Source organism: Rhizobacter sp. P5_C2, assembly GCF_054049715.1.
Genome location: NZ_JBFULV010000007.1, coordinates 1 through 16431 on the forward strand (window position 1 = coordinate 1; position 16431 = coordinate 16431).

Sequence of the window (16431 nt, forward strand, 5' to 3'; positions counted from 1 at the left end):
GCGCCGCACCGGCCGGCGCCTGCGCCGCGGCCGCATCGGCGCGCGGCAGGCGGACCTCGAACTGCGACCCCGTGCCCGGTTGACTGCTGGCCATGACGGTTCCTTCCATGCGCTCGACGAGCGCCTTGACGACGGCCAGCCCGATGCCGGTGCCGTCGATGCCTTCGTTCTCGAGACCCAGCCGGTTGAACGGCTCGAACAAATGGGGCAATTGGTCGGCCCGCAGGCCGCGGCCGGTGTCTTCGACGCGCAGCGTCACGTGCGTGGCGTCGACCGTGCAGCTCAACGTGACGCGGCCATGGCGCCGGTTGTACTTGATGCCGTTGGTCAGCAGGTTGATCAGCACCTGGCGCAGCCGGATGCGGTCGGCGCACACCGTCGCCTGCAGCCGGTCGGCATGCAGCGTCACGCCGTGCTCGCGCGCCAGCGCCTCGACCAGCGGCAGCGTCTCGTAGACCACCTCGTGCAGCGCGAGCGGCTGCAGGTCGAGCCGCAGGTTGCCGCTCTCCAGGCTCGACAGGTCGAGCACGTCGTTGATCAGCGACAGCAGGTGCCGGCCGGCGGCGGCGATGTGCTCGACCTTGTGGTTGTGATCGGCGGTCAGCGCGCGCGCATCGAACTGCAGCAGCTGCGCGAAGCCGAGCACCGCGTTYAGCGGCGTGCGCAGCTCGTGGCTCATGCGCGCGAGAAACTCCGACTTGGCCGAACTCTCGCGCTGCGCGACCGCGCGCTCCTGGCGCGCGCTCTCGGCGCTGCGCGCGTCGGTGATGTCCCAGTTGACGCCCATGTGGCGGTGCACCTGGCCGCCGGCATCGAGCACCGCGGTCGAGCGCGATGCGAGCCAGTGCACCGAACCATCCGGCCACACGACGCGGAACTCGTAGGCCGCGCTGCTGCGGTTGCGCACCGATTCGGCCAGTGCCGCGGCCACCCGCTCGCGGTCTTCGGGCAGCACCAGCGCCGCGCGCGCGGCCTCGTCGGGCACCTGCGCGGAAGGCTCCAGCCCGCGCAGCCGGAACATCGCGTCGTCCCAGACCGAGGTGTCGGTGGCCGGCAGCCATTCCCAGGTGCCGATGCCGACGCTGCGCACCGCCAGCCCGATGCGTTCGTTCGCGCTGCGCAGCGCCGCCTCGGTCTTCACGCGCTCGGTCACGTCGATCGTGATGCCGAACAGCATCGGCCGGCCGTCGCGCGATTCGCGCCGCACCCGGTTCACCAGCCAGCGCAGCTCGCCGTCCGGGCGGCGGATGCGGTACTCGTGCTCCACCGACACCTCGGGCGTCGCGCGGATCTCGTCGCGCACGCGCTCCATGAAGGCCCGGTCGTCGGGGTGCACCACCTCGTTCATCCACTCGGCACCGGTGGGCACGCCGCGCTCCTTCGGCCGGCCGATGATGCGGAACATCTCGTCGTTCCATTCGGCGCGGCGCGTCTCCGGGTCGCGGCTCCAGATGCCCAGGCCGGCCGCGGTGGCGGCGATCTCCAGCCGCTTGGCCATCTCGGTCGCGCGCCGGGTGTGCTCGACCTGCTCGGTCACGTCGAGCGCGACACCGACGAACTCGATCGGCGTGCCGTCGGCATCGCGGCGCACGACGCGGCGCGTCAGCACGTAGCGGAAGCTGCCGTCCGGGCGGCGGTAGCGGGCCTCCATGTCGACCGGCCGGTCCGAGCGCAGCGCGGCCTGCGAGGTGGCCAGCACCTGCGGCAGGTCGTCCGGGTGGATCAGCGCGCGCACCTCGTCGAGCGACATGCCTTCGGGCCGCGGCGTGATGTCGAGCACCTGGTACGCGCGCTCGTTGTAGTACATGCGGTTGCGCTTCAGGTCGTGGCGCCAGATCGCGATGTTGCCCAGGTCGACCGCGATCTTCAGCTGCGCGCTGGTGTCGTTGAACGATTCGGCGAGCTCGTAGGCCTCGGTGTCGTCGACCAGGATGCCGATCGCCCGCGTCGGCGTGCCGCCGGCGTCGGGCTTCACCTCCCACTGCGAATGCACGCGCCGCATCCGGCCGTCGGGCCACACGATGCGGTAGCGCCGGCTGTACTGGCCGGGCTGGTTCATCGACTCGAACATCTTCGGGTCGACCCGGTCGTCCGGGTGGATGCGCTGCGACGTGAGCGCGAAATTCGGCGTGCCGTCGGCAGGGTCCAGGCCGAAGAAGCGGAACATGTGGCGGTCCCAGCGGCCCTCGCCGGACGGGATGTCGCGCTCCCAGACGCCGAGGCGGCCGAACTCCTGCGCCATGTCGAGCAGCTCGGCCAGCCGGCGGGCCTCGTCGCCGAGCGTGCGCAACTCGGTGATGTCCCGCACCACCAGCAACTGCGGTCCCGGCGACTGCAGGCTCAGCCAGCGCGGCGTGCCCGAAGGCGGGGTCCAGCGATGGGCCTCGGCCGCCAGCACGGCCTGCGGCGGCAGGCCGAGCAGCTCGCGCACATCGCGGCCCGCCAGCGCACCGGCCGGCAGGCCGCAGGCGGCCTCGAGTCGACCGTTGCTCCACGCGATGCGGCCGGCCTCGTCGAGCTGCAGCAGCGCATCCGGGCTCGCCGCCAGCAGGGCATGCGCGGCCGCCGCCGGGAGGTCGCCGGGAGCGGGCATGCCGGGGGGCGCATCGAGGGGCACGTCAGGGACAGCCATGGAAGGCAAGTGTTGGGCCGAATGCCGCAGGCGTCCAGCGCACTTGCCCGCAGGGACGCCTGTCTGCCGGGCTCAGGCCGCGACCTGCAGCACCAGCTTGCCGAAGTTCTCGCCGCTGAACAGCTTCAGCAGCGCCTGCGGGAAGTTGTCGAGCCCGGTGACCACGTCTTCGCGGCTCTTGATGCGCCCGGCCTGCAGCAGCTCGCCCAGCTCGGCGACCGCGACCGGGTAGCGGTCGGCGTAGTCGAACACCACCATGCCCTCCATGCGGGCGCGGTTGACCAGCAGCGACAGGTAGTTGGCGGGGCCCTTCACCGGCGTCGTGTTGTTGTACTGGCTGATCGCGCCGCAGATCACGATGCGGGCGTGGCGGTTGATGCGCGTCAGCACGGCGTCGAGGATCTCGCCGCCGACGTTGTCGAAATAGATGTCGACGCCGTTCGGGCAGTGCTGCTTCAGGCCGTCTTTCACCGGGCCGGCCTTGTAGTCGATGCAGGCGTCGAAGCCCAGCTCCTTGACGACCCACTCGCACTTGGCGGGCCCGCCGGCGATGCCGACCGCGCGCAGGCCCTTCGCCTTGGCGAGCTGGCCGACCGTCTGCCCGACGGCGCCGGCCGCCCCCGAGACGACGATGGTCTCGCCGGCCTTCGGCTGGCCGACGTCCATCAGCCCGAAGTACGCCGTCATGCCGGGCATGCCGAGCACGTTGAGCCACTGCATCGGCGTGCCCAGGCGCGGGTCGATCTTGAACAGACCGTGGCGGCGGATGCCGGCCTCGGCGATCACGCAGTACTGCTGCACGCCGAGCGTGGCGCTGACGATGTCGCCGACCGCGAAGGCGGGGTTCTTCGATGCGACGACGGTGCCGATGCCGCCGGCGCGCATCACTTCGCCGATGCCGACCGGCGGGATGTAGCTCTTGCCTTCGTTCATCCAGCCGCGCATCGCCGGGTCGAGCGACAGCGCCTGCGTCTTCACGAGCACCCCACCGGCCTCGGGCTCGGCGACCGGCTCGGTCGTGAACTGCCAGTTGTCGGCGGTGGGCAGGCCCACGGGGCGGGCGGCGAGGCGGATCTGCTGGTTCACGAGGCTGCTCGTCATGGCGTTGTCTCCTGGATGTGTTGTGTTCTCTGGATGCGCCGGTCGATGGTAGCGCCGATGTCGACCTTGTCCGACAGCCGATCAGGCGGCGCGCCGACAGGGTGGGGCGGGGGGCGAACCTACAGTGGCCTGCATCAACCGGGTCGACCGATCCGACAAACAAGACCTGCCTGGAGACCGCGATGCGCCTGAGCCTCACCTCGATCCTGACCGTGGCCAGCCTGGCCGTGGCGAGCGTCGCGCTGGCGCTGGCCGCGGGGCAGGACGCGCCGCCGGTGCGCAGCGTCGCGTCGCTCGACGCGCAGCGCTACTCAGGCACGTGGTACGAGCTCGCGCGCTTGCCGAACAGCTTCCAGGCGAAGTGCGAAGGCAACGTCACCGCCACCTACCAGCCCACCGGCAGCGGCGCCATCAAGGTGATCAACCGCTGCCGCGCGGCCGATTCGACCTTTGCCGTCTCGGTGGGGCGCGCGACGCCGGTGAAGGGCGACGACAGCGGCGCGAAGCTGAAGGTCAGCTTCCTGCCGACYTGGCTGCGCTGGATGCCGGTGGGGCGCGGTGACTACTGGGTCGTGATGCTCGATGCCGACTACCGCTATGCGGTGGTCAGCGAGCCGTCGCGCGAATACCTGTGGATTCTTTCGCGCACGCCGCAGATGGACGGTGCGCTCTACGACGGCATCGTCGCGCGGCTGCGCGCCGACGGCTACCCGGTGAATCGCCTCGTGCAGACACCGCAGGCGGCCACGGCGCCGCAGGCGGCGCGCCATGTTCCGTTGATCTGAAGGAGACTGAGATGAGCAAGCTCTTGTGGACCTTGTGCGTGACCGCACCGATCGTCGCGCTGGCAGCGGGGTGCGATTCGAGCGACCACCGCACCGTTGGGCAGAAGCTGGATTCGGCGGTGTCGACCGCCGAGCAGACCGCCGACCAGGTGAAGCAGAACGCGAAGCAGTCGATCGCCGACGTGAAGACCGCCGCGCGGGACGCATCCCAGGCGAGCCAGGACGGCACCTCGCAGATCGGTCAGTCGATCGCCGATGGGGCGATCACGGCATCGATCAAGGCCGATATCGCGAAGGACCCGGACCTCAGCGCGCTGCGCGTGAACGTCGACACGCACGATGGCAAGGTCGCGCTGTACGGCTCGGCACCGAGCGAGGACGCCCGCCAGCGGGCCGAGCGCATCGCGATGGCGGTGAAGGGCGTGAGCGGCGTCGACAACAAGCTGGCACTCGAGACGGCGCAGGTCAAGCAGTAGGGGACGTCCTCCCCCAAAAAGGGTTGACCCAAAAGAAAACGCGGCCCGGGGGCCGCGTTCGTCTTGGCAGCAGGGCGTGCGCCCTGCGCTGCATCACAGCACGCGAATGTTCGCGGCTTGCAGGCCCTTCTGGCCTTGCTTCACTTCGAATTCCACGCGCTGGTTTTCCAGCAGCGTCTTGAAGCCGTTGCCCTGGATGTCACGGAAGTGGGCGAACAGGTCAGCGCCGCCCGCGTCTTGAGCGATGAAGCCGTAGCCCTTGCTCTCGTTGAACCACTTCACGGTACCGGTTTGCGTCGTCATGGACGTTTTCCTATTTCTATCAGTAGTAATGCGGCAGCACATGCCGACGCATGCAGAGACACTCAAGAGTTATTCGGGGATTTCAACAGAACCGGGCTGGAACCAGCACGGCGTCGCAAAAGATCACTCACAACCACAGCCTTGCGTATACCTGTGCGGCGAATATACACCACGGGTCGGGACATTCCGCACACTGCTCCGAGAATCGTGGCCGGTGACGGTGTTTCCACACGACATGCCGACGCCCGGCCGGCCGCGCCGCACAATGCCGGCCCAACGCCGACCCTCGGCTTGCAAGGAGTTGCCCATGAAGACGAAAGCCGCCGTGGCCTGGAAGGCCGGTCAACCGCTGAGCATCGAGACGGTCGACCTGGCACCGCCGCGCGCCGGCGAGGTGCTGGTGCAGGTGAAGGCGACCGGCATCTGCCACACCGACGAGTTCACCTTGTCGGGTGCCGATCCCGAGGGCCTGTTCCCGGCGATTCTCGGCCATGAGGGCGCGGGCGTGGTGCTGGAGGTGGGGCCGGGCGTCACGAGCCTGAAGCGCGACGACCACGTGATCCCGCTGTACACGCCGGAGTGCCGGCAGTGCAAGTTCTGCCTGTCGCGCAAGACCAACCTGTGCCAGCTGATCCGCGGCACGCAGGGCAAGGGCCTGATGCCCGACGCGACGAGCCGCTTCTCGATCGACGGCCAGCCGATCCTGCACTACATGGGCACATCGACCTTCAGCAACCACATCGTGGTGCCCGAGATCGCGCTGGCGAAGATCCGCTCCGACGCGCCGTTCGACAAGGTCTGCTACATCGGCTGCGGCGTGACGACGGGCGTCGGCGCGGTGATCTTCACCGCGAAGGTGGAGGCGGGCGCGAACGTGGTGGTGTTCGGCCTGGGCGGCATCGGCCTGAACGTGATCCAGGGCGCGAAGATGGTGGGTGCCGACAAGATCATCGGCGTCGACCTGAACCCGGCGCGCGAGGCGATGGCGCGCAGCTTCGGCATGACGCACTTCGTCAACCCGCGCGAGGTCGACAACGTGGTCGACGCGATCGTGCAGCTGACCGATGGCGGCGCCGACTACAGCTTCGAGTGCATCGGCAACACGACGACGATGCGGCAGGCGCTGGAGTGCTGCCACAAGGGCTGGGGGCAGAGCATCATCATCGGCGTGGCGGCCGCCGGCCAGGAGATCTCGACGCGCCCGTTCCAGCTGGTGACGGGCCGCGAGTGGAAGGGCTCGGCCTTCGGCGGCGCGCGCGGCCGCACCGACGTGCCGAAGATCGTCGACTGGTACATGGACGGCAAGCTGCGCATCGACGAGCTGATCACGCACAAGCTGGCACTGAAGGACATCAACCACGGCTTCGAGCTGATGAAGCGTGGCGAATCGATCCGTTCGGTGGTGGTGTATGACTAAGAGCGTGACTGACGGCCCGGCGATGAAGACCTTGTCGGAGCACGCCTGCTTCGGCGGCGTGCAAGGGTTTCACGAGCATGCGTCCGCCGCGATCGGCCTGCCGATGCGCTTCGGCGTCTTCAGGCCGCCGCAGGCTGCGTCGCAGCGCGTGCCGGTGCTGGTCTACCTCGCCGGCCTCGAATGCAACGAGCAGACCTTCGCGATGAAGGCCGGCGCCCAGCAGCACGCGGCGAAGCACGGGCTGATGCTGGTGACGCCGGACACCAGCCCGCGCGGCACCGGCATCGCCGAGGCCGATGCGTCGTGGGATTTCGGCACGGCCGCGAGCTTCTACCTCGATGCCACTGAAGCGCCGTGGGGTACGCACTGGCGGATGGCGACCTGGCTGACGCAGGAGCTGCCGGCGTTGCTCGAGGCTCAGTTCGCGGCCGACACTAGTCGCCTCGGCCTGTTCGGCCATTCGATGGGCGGGCATGGTGCGCTGACACTGGGGCTGAAGCACCCATCGCTGTTTCGCAGCGTGTCGGCCTTCGCACCGATTGCCGCGCCGATGCAGAGCCCGTGGGGCGAGAAGGCGTTTCGTGGCTACCTCGGCGAGGGGCGCGAGGCGTGGCAATCGCACGATGCAACCGAGTTGGTCAAGGCCGGCGCGCGCACGTCGCATCTCTTGATCGACCAGGGCCTGGCCGACAAATTCCTCGCGACGCAGCTGCATCCGGATCTGTTCGAAGCCGCTTGCAACGCTGCCGGTCAGCCGTTGACGCTGCGACGCCATGCGGGCTTCGACCACGGCTACTACTTCATCTCGACCTTCGTGGCGGATCACATTGCGCATCACGCCGAAGGACTCTCATGAAACTCTCAGTCCTGGACCAATCCGTTGCATTGAGTGGCCAAGGCGAAGACGCCGCCATCCGCGACACCCTCGAACTCGCACAGCACTGCGAAGCCCTCGGCTACGAACGCTTCTGGGTCAGCGAGCACCACAGCCTGCCGACCATCGTCGGCAGTGCGCCCGAGATCCTGATGGCCGCGATCGCCGCCCGCACGACGCGCATCCGCATCGGCAGTGCCGGCGTGATGCTGCCGCACTACGCGGCGTTGAAGGTGTCGGAGCAGTTCCGGGTGCTCGAAGCCTTGGCTCCGGGCCGCATCGACCTCGGGGTGGGGCGTGCACCGGGTGGCGACATGCGCACCGCCCAGGCGCTGAATCCGCATGCGCATGGGAGCGCCGAGCATTTTCCTGAGCAGGTGCGCGATCTGCAGGCCTGGACCAACGGGCTGCGCCATCGCGGCATCGTGGCGCATCCGCGTGGCGAGCATGCGCCCGAGGTGTGGATCCTCGGCAGCTCGGACTATGGCGCGCAGATGGCGGCACAGTTCGGCTTGCCCTATGCGTTTGCGTACTTCTTCACCGACGGGCAAGGGGCGGAGCAGGCGCTCGATCTGTACCACCGGCTCTACCAGCCGAGCGAGCGTCATCCGAAGCCGCATGCGACCGTGTGTGTGTGGGCCTTGGCCGCGGACACTGAAGAGGCCGCGCTGCACCTGGCCTTGAGCCGCGAGCGTTGGCGGGTCGATCGCAACCGCGGCTTGCTCGGGCCGCTGCAATCGCCGGATCAGATCGCCGAGCGGGGTTTCACGCCCGACGAACTGGCGGCGATCGAGCCGATGCGGCGCAAGGCGTTCGTCGGTACGGCGTCTCAGGTGACCGACAAGCTGCGTGCGCTGGCGAGCGACTTCGGGCTCGAAGAACTCGTGATCAACACCTGGGCGCACGATCCCGCGGTGCGGCGCCATTCGTATGGGCTGCTCGCGCGACAATTCGCCGCATGAACCTGATCGATTTCGAACTGCGCGGTGATTTCATCCCGCTCGATGCGCTGCTGAAAGCCACCGGCGTCTGCCACAGCGGCGGTGCCGCCAAGATGCTCGTCGCCGAAGGCAACGTGGAGGTCGACGGGCAGGCCGAGCTGCGCAAGACCTGCAAGATCAGGGCGGGGCAGGTGGTCGGGCTGACCGGCACGCGCATCCGTGTGCTGGCACCGAATCCGCCCGCCCCGGGCGTGCCTGGTCAGAAGCGATAGTTCACGCCCACCGAGAACATGTCGGTGTTGTCCTTGATGTCCAGCGCCTTCACGCGGTACCGCTCCCACTCACCACGGATCGCGGTGTTCTTCGACAGGTCGTACTGCACGCCCGCACCGTACTTGATGTCGGTGCCGCGCTCGCTGTCGTTCACGCCGTTGACGGTGCGTTCGGCCTTGCCGTTGTAGACGCCCACGCGGCCCAGCAGCGAGAAGTCCTGCGCCACCGGGAAGGTGCCGACGGCGTCCAGGAAGATGCCGTTGTTCAGCTTCAGCTCGCTGGCGCTGCTGCTGTACTTGCCCAAGCCGATCCAGCCGCCTTCGAGGCTGAAGTTCGGCGTGAACTGGTAGCCGCCGTACAGCTTGCCGCCGGTGTCGGTGGTGTCGGTGTCGAACCCGCCGACGTTGTCGCCGTGGAACTTGGTCGTGCCCACGCTGCCGCCGATGTACGGGCCGGGCTGGACCGATTGGGCTTGCGCCGCGAGCGCCATCAGCGAGACGGCCGAGGCGATGACGAGTTTGCTGCTCAGTTTGGTGATGCTGGTCATGTGTTCACTCCTGCTTTCTCTTCAGTAAGGGACTGCCGGATCGCTTGTCCGACATGCAAGCAGGATCGGCCGCGCATGTGAACGCGGCACCCTCTCAATGTGAAGTTTTTCGAGGGGCTGCAACATGGTGTTGCAGTGCAGCGGAAAGGCGGAACTTCGCTGTCGGAACCGGCTCGAAGGCCCAGCTCAGCGCGGCTTGCTCGCGCGCGCCGCGCGGTCTCTTTCACGCAACATGAAGAGGTACAGGCTCTCGACCTTTTCACGCGCCCAGGGCGTCTTGCGCAGCACCTTCAGGCTCGACGCGACGCTCGGCTCGATGCTGAAACAGCGCAGCTGGACGCGCTCGGCCAGGCCATCCCAGCCATAGTGCGAGACCAGCTCGGTCAGCAAGGCCTCGAGCGTGAGGCCATGCAGCGGGTTGCGGGGTTGGGCGGGTGTCTCGCTCATCCGACCAGCCTCGTGAGATCGGCCTGCAGCCTGTGCACCGCCGACACCGCATCGGCGTGATCGCGCAGGAACGCGAAATCGGCGAAGTCGAAGCCCGGCGCGACCGTCGCGCCCACGTACGCGAACTCGCCCAGCGGCTCGGCCGCCTGCCACCATTGCGCCGGCACCGTGAAGCGCGGCTGCGTCGTCGCGCTGACTGGCGCGAGCGTCACCGACTCGATGCGGGCCAGCGACGGCGGCATCAGCCACAGCCGCAGCGGACCGCCTTCGAGCAGATGCCAGACCTCGTCGGATGCGACCCGGTGCCAGGCGCTGAACTGGCCGCGTCCGAGCAGGAAATCGATGCTCGTCAGCGCGCTGCGCGACGGGCGGCCCCCGGCCGGCGTGACCGATGCTTCCGAGCGGAAGAATTCGCGGTAGTGCCCGCCCTCGGGATGCGGCTGCAGTTGCAGCAGCGCGATCAGCTCGGCCGCGCGCGGATGAATGTAGCCACCGCTCATGCGACGTACAGCATCACGGTGACGAAGTGGCAGGCCGTGCCCGCCAGCACGAACAGGTGCCACACGCCATGCGCATGGCGCCAGCGCTCGTCGTTCGCATAGAACACGATACCGCCGGTGTAGAACAGCCCCCCGGCCACCAGCCAGGCGAGCGCCGCCCACGGCAGCTCGCGCACCAGCGGCACTGCGGCGATCAGCGCCAGCCAGCCCATCGCCACGTACAGCGGCACGGAAGGCACGCGCTCGCGGCCGAGGCTCAGCTCCTTCACGATGCCCAGCACCGCGAGCCCCCACACGACGCCGAACAGCGACCAGCCCCACGGCCCGCGCAGCGTGACCAGCGCGAACGGCGTGTAGGTGCCGGCGATCAGCAGGTAGATGGCGCAGTGGTCGAACTTCACCAGCACGCGCTTGGCCGCGCCGCGCACGCTGTGGTACAGCGTCGACGCGCCATACAACACGATCATCGTCGCCGCGAAGATGCTCGCGCCGACGATCTGCCATGCATCGCCGTGCAGCGACGCCTGCACGATCAGCACCGTGCCGCCACCGATCGCCAGCAGCAGGCCGGCCAGGTGCGTGAGGCTGTTGAAACGCTCGCCGTGGTACATGAAAACCGCTTTCTGAAAAGGCTTGAGGAGGCGCAGGCCGCAAGCATAGCGGCAGGTCGTGACGCTTGCGGGCTGGCATCATCACGGCATGACAGAACGCATGCTGCCTCCCTACGTCGTCCCCTCGCAACTCGTGCCCGGCCTGCGCGCCCAGGGCCATGGCGTGATCAGCCCGGCCGGCCTGCGCGAATGGATCGCGGCCGATGCCACCGAGCTGCAGGCGCTCGAGTCGAGCTGGGACGCGCTGCCGCCCGACGCTTACCTGCGCGACGGCGGGCGCTACCGGCGCCGCCGCCATTCCTGCTTCGTGGCCGACGGCGCCACGCTGTCGACCTCGCCGCACCGCGCGCACTGGCAGCCGGTGGCCTACAACGCGCTGCACGGCGGCATCGAGCGCTGGTTCGAGCCGATGGAGGCCGGGCTCGTCGCGCAGCCGGTCTGGGCGCGCCTGCTGCTGCGCATGGCCGAGGCCTGCAGCGCGCTGAAGGGGGCGCGGCCGTGGTTCGTCGAGGCGCACCAGTTCCGCATCGACACCACCGACGGCATCGGCCGGCCGACGCCGGAAGGCGCGCACCGCGACGGCGTCGACTTCGTCGCCGTGCTGCTGGTCGGCCGGCGCGGCCTGAAGGGCGGCGAGACGCGGGTCTTCGAGGCCGAAGGCCCGAACGGCATCCGCTTCACGATGAGCGAGCCCTGGACCACGCTGATGCTCGACGACGAACGCGTGATCCACGAGAGCACGCCGATCCAGCCGCTGTCGGCCGATGCGCAGCACAGCGCACACCGCGACACGCTGGTGCTGACCTTCCGCCAGGGCGGCTTCCAGGGCCCGGCGGGCGGTTGAAGGGTCCGGACTGCGGCCGGTTCGTCACGCCCGGCTGCAGTTCAGCCGCGTGCCGGGCCGGTCTGTCGCAAGCCGCTGGGAACGGGCGGGGTGCCTGCCGATACTGACTCCATCGACGACATACCCACCGACCTGGAGCCCGACATGACCACCACCCGCCTGACCCACCTGACGCTGATCATCGCCACGCTGTCCGCCGCCGTCGTGCTGCTGTGCCAGCCGCGCGCCCAGGCCGAGCAGGTCGCCACCGCGGTGATCACGATGCCGGCCGTCACCGTGGTCGGCAAGAAGATGCAAGTGGTCGTGATGCCGCAGGTGGTCGTGACCGGCAAGCGCGAGATGTCGGACCTGCAACTCGCGCAGCAGGCCCGTGCGGCCCGCGGCACGCGCGGCTGATCTTTGCAGCTGATGAGCTGAAAGACCCCGCGCCGCGGCCGGACTGATAATCCCGGCTCGCCAACGAGGTGCCCTTGTCCATGATCTTCCGCCGCGTGTTCGCCTTCCTGATTCGCCTGGTCGTCTTCCTGATCGGCACCATCTTCGCGATCGGGCTGCTGCTGCTGGGGTTCGTCCTCACGCTGTCGTTCGTCGTCTGGGCGCTGCTGCGCGGCCGGCGCCCGCAGGTCCAACGCTTCAAGGTCGATCCGCGCCAGCCGTTCGGCGGCTTCACGCGGCGCGGCCCGGCGGTCGACCCCGCCAACATCGTCGATGTCGAAGCGCGCGAGGTGCCTGCCGCACCGCCGCGGCTCGACCGGTCCTGAAGAGGCTTCAGGCGTCGCGCACGTCGGCCACGGGCTGGTGGCCGAAATCGGTGCGGTTCAGGTAGGCCAGCACCTTGGCCGCCGCCTCGGCCGGCGCAGACAAGCCGCCGTTGCGCTGCAGGTTCACGAAATGCGCCTGGTCCGGGAAGCCGTCGGCCGGGTTGTCGCGCAGCCGGGCCTGCATCTCGGTGTCGATCACGCCGGGCGCCAGCGAGACGATCTTCGCGCCGTTCGGCTGCAAGGCTTCATCGAGCGCGATCGTGCGGGCTGCATGGTCCAGACCGGCCTTGGCCGCGGCGTAGATGGCCTGCCCGGCCATCGCGCGCCGGCCGAGCCCCGACGAGATCTGCAGCACGCGGCGCCGCGTCGGCCACGCGAGCGTCGCGCGCAGGAACGCGGCCGTCAGCAGCAGCGGCGCCTCGAGCCCGACGCGCAATGCGTTCGAGACATCGGTGCCGTCGACATGGCCGAGCGGGCCGACGCGCGTCAGCACGCCGGCGTTGTTGATCAGCGTCGCGGTGTCGAATGCGGTGTGGTCGAGTTGCGCGAGCCAGGCCGACAGGCGGTGCGCCACCGGCAGCGGGGTCGCGAGGTCCATCGCCCATTGCTCGCAGCGCGCCTGGGCGGTGCCGGCCTTCAGCGCCAGCGCCTCGCTGGTGCGGCGTGAAATGCACAGCAGCTGCGTGCCGGGGGCGAGCAGTTGTTCCGCCATCGCCGCACCCAGGCCGCGCGATGCGCCGGTGACGATGTAAAGCGATCGAATCATCCCAACGCTCCAGTCCAGCAGAGGAGCCGCATTGTCGCGCCTTTGCCACGGGTTTGACGCGCCGGTGCGGTGCATGCCACACTGCGCGCCCGGCGATTCCGCGGATCGCCCCGGCCAGCCCCCACCACCCCGCGACAAGGAGACCCAGCGATGAAGAACACTGACATTGCCCTCCTGCTGTCCGCGGATTGCATTTCCGGTCTGCGCTGATCAAGCCGATCCCTCTCGGGTCCTGATCGTCCCCGCCGGCACCCTGCCGCCGCGGCACAGCTTTCATTCCTTCGTTGCCCTGCACGGCGTTCGCCGCGCAGGGACTCTGGTTCGGCGCCTGCGCCGGCCGCGATGATGAGAGACACGACCCACCATGATCGAGATCGATGTCGAGCGCCTGCGCTCGATGGGGCTCACGCCCGCGATGGCCGCCGAGGCCATCTCCCTTGCTTCTTCCTTTCCTGAAACCCCCGGCGCGCAACTGATGCGCCTGACCGAAGTGCACCGCGAGACCGTCGAGCTGCACGATGGCGACCGGCCGCACGGTGCGCGCGTGCTGCCCCGCCTGGTGCGCACGCTCGACGACGACGACACCGGCCTGGCCGTCGGCGACTGGGTGATCGCCGCGCTCGACGCCCACGGCCAGCGCTGGGTGCACGTGCGCGTGCCGCCGCTCACGCACATCGCGCGGCGCGATGCCGACGGCCGCCGCCACCCGGTCGTCAGCAACGTCGACACCGCCTTCCTCGTGATGGGGCTGGACGACGACTTCAACCCGCGCCGCCTCGAGCGCTACCTGCTCCTGGTGCAGGGCAGCGGCGTGCAGCCGGTGGTGGTGCTGACGAAGGCCGACGCGGTGCCGCCGCAGACCCTCGACAACGCCCGCGCGCAGTTGCGCGGCCGGCTGCCGGCGCAGGTCGAGCTGCTGGCCGTCAACGGCCGCAGCGCCGATGCCGCGCGGGCGCTGCAGCCCTGGCTGTCAGCCGGCCAGACCGTCGTGCTGATGGGCTCGTCGGGCGCCGGCAAGTCGACGCTCACCAACACGCTGGCCGGCAGCGACCTGCAGGACACCGGCGCGGTGCGCGAGCACGACAGCCGTGGCAAGCACACGACCACCTCGCGCTCGCTGCACCGCCTGCCCGGCGGTGCCTGCGTGATCGACACGCCCGGCTTGCGCACGCTGCGGCCCGACACCGACGAGGCGCGGCTCGCGCTCGGCTTCGAGGACATCGCGTCGCTGTCGCTGCAGTGTCGCTTCCGGGATTGCCGGCACGAGGAGGAGCCAGGCTGCGCGGTGCGCGAAGGCGTCGGTGCCGACCGCGTGCGCAACTACCACAAGCTGCTGCGCGAGGTGCGGCGCGACACGCTGACGGTGCTCGAGCGCCATCAGCAGTTGTCCGAGTGGAAGGCGCGCGGCCGTTCGGCACGCGAGCGCATGAAGCTCAAGCGCGGCGAGGATTGAAGGCCTGCGCGGCGCTCTCCGGGGCGTCGCGCTTGGTCGACTTGTGGCGGTACATGCGCGCGTCGGCATGGATCAGCAGCTGGCTGCTGGACGTGATCTCCGAGCCGAACGCGATGCCGAAACTGATGCCGCAGCCCTCGAAGCCGGCGGCGTGCAGCCGCTCCTCGAAGCGGCGCATGTCGCGCCGCGTCTCGTCTTCGTGGCGCATGTCGCCGAGCACCGCGAACTCGTCGCCGCCGAGCCGGAACACCGTCATGTCGCGGTCGCGCAGCGTCTGCAACTGGCGCGAGAACTCGCACAGCAGCGCGTCGCCGTGCGCATGGCCGTGCTCGTCGTTGAGGCGCTTCAGGCCGTCCAGGTCGATCATCACCAGCATCAGCCCGGCCGACGAATCGGCGGCGGTCAGCGACGACAGCGCGCGGTCGAAGGCGTGGCGGTTGCCGATGCCGGTCAGCGCATCGGTGCTGGCCTGGTCGAGCGCGCGGTGCAGCTGGACGAGGTAGCCGTCCTTCTCGATCGACAGCAGCCGGATCTTGTCGGCCAGCGCGAAGGCCAGCAGGATGGCGTCGGCGGTGCTGCCCAGCAGCGCGATCAGCTCCGGGTTGCGCACCATGTCCTGGCTCAGGCCGAGGTTGGCCGGCAGGATCACCAGCGCCGGCAGCAGCAGCGCCAGGAAGGCCGCGAGGAAGTAGCGCGCCGGCAGGTAGCCCGACCACAGCCGCAGCAGCCCGGCGACGAGCGCGAGCGTCAGCGAGATCGAGATCGTGATCGTCGCCAGCGTGTGCGCCCACGACATCGCGATGAAGCAGCTCGGCAGCAGCACCAGCGCGAGCACCAGGTTCGCGTAGCCCAGCCACGCGAGCCGCGGTGCGGCCTCGCGCAGCTGCAGGAACTCGATGTAGAAGAGGGTGTTGAACACCACCATCAGGAAGAACGGCAGGTAGTGCCACTGCAGCCCGTGCCAGCCCAGCCATTGCGCGGGGATGTGGAAGGTCAGCCCCCAGCCCGCCGTGGCGGCCAGCAGGTACAGCGCGTAGTACAGCAGCGCCTTGTCGCGCGTGCCGAGGAACATGAACACGTTGTAGAGCGCGAGCGTCAGCAGCGCGCCGAGCGCGAACAGCGCCAGCACGTTCTCCGAGATCACGGTGCGGCGGTAGTCGGCCTTGGTCTGGATGTCGATGCCGGGCAGCCGCGCGAAATAACGGCTGTCGATGCGCAGCAGCACATGGGCCGAGCTGCCGCGCGGCAGCGTGATGTCGCTGCCGTAGTGCAGCATGTAGGGCGTGTCGGCGTGGTAGCCGGTCACGAAGGTCTGCGGCGGCTGGCCGCCCACATAGACCCAGCCGCCGACGTGCTCCATCAGGCTCGCATGCGGGTCGATCACCCACTGCGTGGCGGGAGAATCGTTGCGCACCGTCGCATGGAACCAGTAGCGCCCGCCGAGCAGCGAGACATGCGCCACCGGCGTCTTGCGGGCCAGCCAGTCGGCCAGCCGGTCGACGTCGGGCGGCTCTTCGTTGGCTTCGGCGAGGTAGAACTGCCCGCTGCGCGTGAGCTCCAGCGGCTCGATCGGCGACAGCGTCGCTTGCGCGAACGCCGGCCCGGCCAGCAAGCACAGCAGGCCGGCGATCCAGGCCACGAGCGTCGGGAATTTCATGAGGTCGTCGACTGTAACAACAGGAATCAGCCGCAGCCTGAAG

Annotated in this window: 19 protein-coding genes; 10 read left to right on the forward strand and 9 right to left on the reverse strand. The window is 69.2% G+C overall.

The features are described 5' to 3' along the window. Nucleotides 1-2632: PAS domain-containing sensor histidine kinase (locus ACXJLU_RS03740; RefSeq protein WP_457329136.1), on the reverse strand; the 2632-nt coding region annotated here is incomplete at its 3' end. 72 nt (nt 2633-2704) lie between these two features. Beyond that, nucleotides 2705-3733, reverse strand: coding sequence for an NADP-dependent oxidoreductase (locus tag ACXJLU_RS03745; protein WP_457329137.1), 1029 nt, complete (start codon nt 3731-3733; stop codon nt 2705-2707). Between the two features lie 182 nt (nt 3734-3915). On the opposite strand from ACXJLU_RS03745, the gene ACXJLU_RS03750 reads away from it, so the two are divergent. Both ACXJLU_RS03750 and ACXJLU_RS03755 read left to right on the forward strand, forming a co-directional pair. Further along, the gene (locus tag ACXJLU_RS03750; protein WP_457329138.1) at nt 3916-4518 is read left to right on the forward strand and encodes a lipocalin family protein; all 603 of its coding nucleotides are present in this window, start codon (nt 3916-3918) and stop codon (nt 4516-4518) included. Nucleotides 4519-4529: 11 nt separating this feature from the next. Beyond that, nucleotides 4530-4994 (forward strand): BON domain-containing protein, encoded by a 465-nt coding sequence (locus tag ACXJLU_RS03755; protein ID WP_457329139.1) that lies wholly within the window; start codon nt 4530-4532, stop codon nt 4992-4994. A gap of 93 nt (nt 4995-5087) precedes the next feature. On the opposite strand, the gene ACXJLU_RS03760 is transcribed toward ACXJLU_RS03755, so the two are convergent. Then, entirely contained in the window at nt 5088-5297 is a 210-nt protein-coding gene (locus ACXJLU_RS03760) for a cold-shock protein (protein WP_047511365.1), read from the reverse strand. A gap of 307 nt (nt 5298-5604) precedes the next feature. On the opposite strand from ACXJLU_RS03760, the gene ACXJLU_RS03765 reads away from it, so the two are divergent. Genes ACXJLU_RS03765 through ACXJLU_RS03780 form a run of 4 tightly spaced genes read left to right on the forward strand, consistent with a single transcriptional unit; the run spans nt 5605 to nt 8801 of the window. Then, a complete protein-coding gene (locus ACXJLU_RS03765; RefSeq protein ID WP_457329140.1) occupies nt 5605-6714 on the forward strand; it encodes an S-(hydroxymethyl)glutathione dehydrogenase/class III alcohol dehydrogenase in 1110 nt (369 codons plus the stop codon). Between the two features lie 22 nt (nt 6715-6736). After that, nucleotides 6737-7570, forward strand: coding sequence for an S-formylglutathione hydrolase (gene fghA / locus ACXJLU_RS03770; protein WP_457329141.1), 834 nt, complete (start codon nt 6737-6739; stop codon nt 7568-7570). Beyond that, entirely contained in the window at nt 7567-8550 is a 984-nt protein-coding gene (locus ACXJLU_RS03775; protein ID WP_457329142.1) for an LLM class flavin-dependent oxidoreductase, read from the forward strand. The genes fghA and ACXJLU_RS03775 overlap by 4 nt, the downstream gene beginning before the upstream one ends. Next, entirely contained in the window at nt 8547-8801 is a 255-nt protein-coding gene (locus ACXJLU_RS03780; protein WP_457329143.1) for an RNA-binding S4 domain-containing protein, read from the forward strand. Before ACXJLU_RS03775 ends, ACXJLU_RS03780 begins: the two co-directional genes overlap by 4 nt. Here the strand turns inward: ACXJLU_RS03780 and ACXJLU_RS03785 are convergent. The 4 genes from ACXJLU_RS03785 to trhA all read right to left on the reverse strand — a co-directional run bounded on the left by ACXJLU_RS03785 (nt 8789) and on the right by trhA (nt 10907). Next, on the reverse strand, nt 8789-9349 hold the full coding sequence (locus tag ACXJLU_RS03785) for a porin family protein (RefSeq protein WP_457329144.1): 561 nt from the start codon (nt 9347-9349) through the stop codon (nt 8789-8791). The genes ACXJLU_RS03780 and ACXJLU_RS03785 overlap by 13 nt on opposite strands. A gap of 186 nt (nt 9350-9535) precedes the next feature. Next, the gene (locus ACXJLU_RS03790; protein ID WP_457329145.1) at nt 9536-9796 is read right to left on the reverse strand and encodes a VF530 family protein; all 261 of its coding nucleotides are present in this window, start codon (nt 9794-9796) and stop codon (nt 9536-9538) included. Further along, nucleotides 9793-10296: a cupin domain-containing protein gene (locus tag ACXJLU_RS03795; protein ID WP_457329146.1), complete on the reverse strand. Its 504-nt coding sequence runs from the start codon at nt 10294-10296 to the stop codon at nt 9793-9795. The genes ACXJLU_RS03790 and ACXJLU_RS03795 overlap by 4 nt, the downstream gene beginning before the upstream one ends. Further along, entirely contained in the window at nt 10293-10907 is a 615-nt protein-coding gene (trhA, locus tag ACXJLU_RS03800) for a PAQR family membrane homeostasis protein TrhA (RefSeq protein ID WP_073464512.1), read from the reverse strand. Before trhA ends, ACXJLU_RS03795 begins: the two co-directional genes overlap by 4 nt. Nucleotides 10908-11007: 100 nt before the next feature. Here trhA and ACXJLU_RS03805 point away from each other — a divergent pair, with 100 nt between their 5' ends. From ACXJLU_RS03805 to ACXJLU_RS03815, 3 genes are all read left to right on the forward strand, one after another. Continuing rightward, entirely contained in the window at nt 11008-11751 is a 744-nt protein-coding gene (locus ACXJLU_RS03805; protein WP_457329147.1) for a 2OG-Fe dioxygenase family protein, read from the forward strand. Between the two features lie 144 nt (nt 11752-11895). Next, entirely contained in the window at nt 11896-12147 is a 252-nt protein-coding gene (locus tag ACXJLU_RS03810; RefSeq protein WP_457329148.1) for a hypothetical protein, read from the forward strand. Between the two features lie 74 nt (nt 12148-12221). Continuing rightward, complete coding sequence (locus ACXJLU_RS03815; protein WP_457329149.1) at nt 12222-12512, forward strand: hypothetical protein; 291 nt, start codon at nt 12222-12224, stop codon at nt 12510-12512. Nucleotides 12513-12519: 7 nt separating this feature from the next. On the opposite strand, the gene ACXJLU_RS03820 is transcribed toward ACXJLU_RS03815, so the two are convergent. After that, nucleotides 12520-13278: an SDR family NAD(P)-dependent oxidoreductase gene (locus tag ACXJLU_RS03820; protein WP_457329150.1), complete on the reverse strand. Its 759-nt coding sequence runs from the start codon at nt 13276-13278 to the stop codon at nt 12520-12522. A 364-nt stretch (nt 13279-13642) separates the two neighbouring features. On the opposite strand from ACXJLU_RS03820, the gene rsgA reads away from it, so the two are divergent. After that, nucleotides 13643-14731, forward strand: coding sequence for a ribosome small subunit-dependent GTPase A (gene rsgA / locus ACXJLU_RS03825; protein WP_457329151.1), 1089 nt, complete (start codon nt 13643-13645; stop codon nt 14729-14731). Here rsgA and ACXJLU_RS03830 read toward each other — a convergent pair. Then, complete coding sequence (locus ACXJLU_RS03830; RefSeq protein ID WP_457329152.1) at nt 14712-16388, reverse strand: GGDEF domain-containing protein; 1677 nt, start codon at nt 16386-16388, stop codon at nt 14712-14714. The two genes, rsgA and ACXJLU_RS03830, sit on opposite strands and share 20 nt — an antisense overlap. Between the last annotated feature and the right edge of the window lie 43 nt (nt 16389-16431).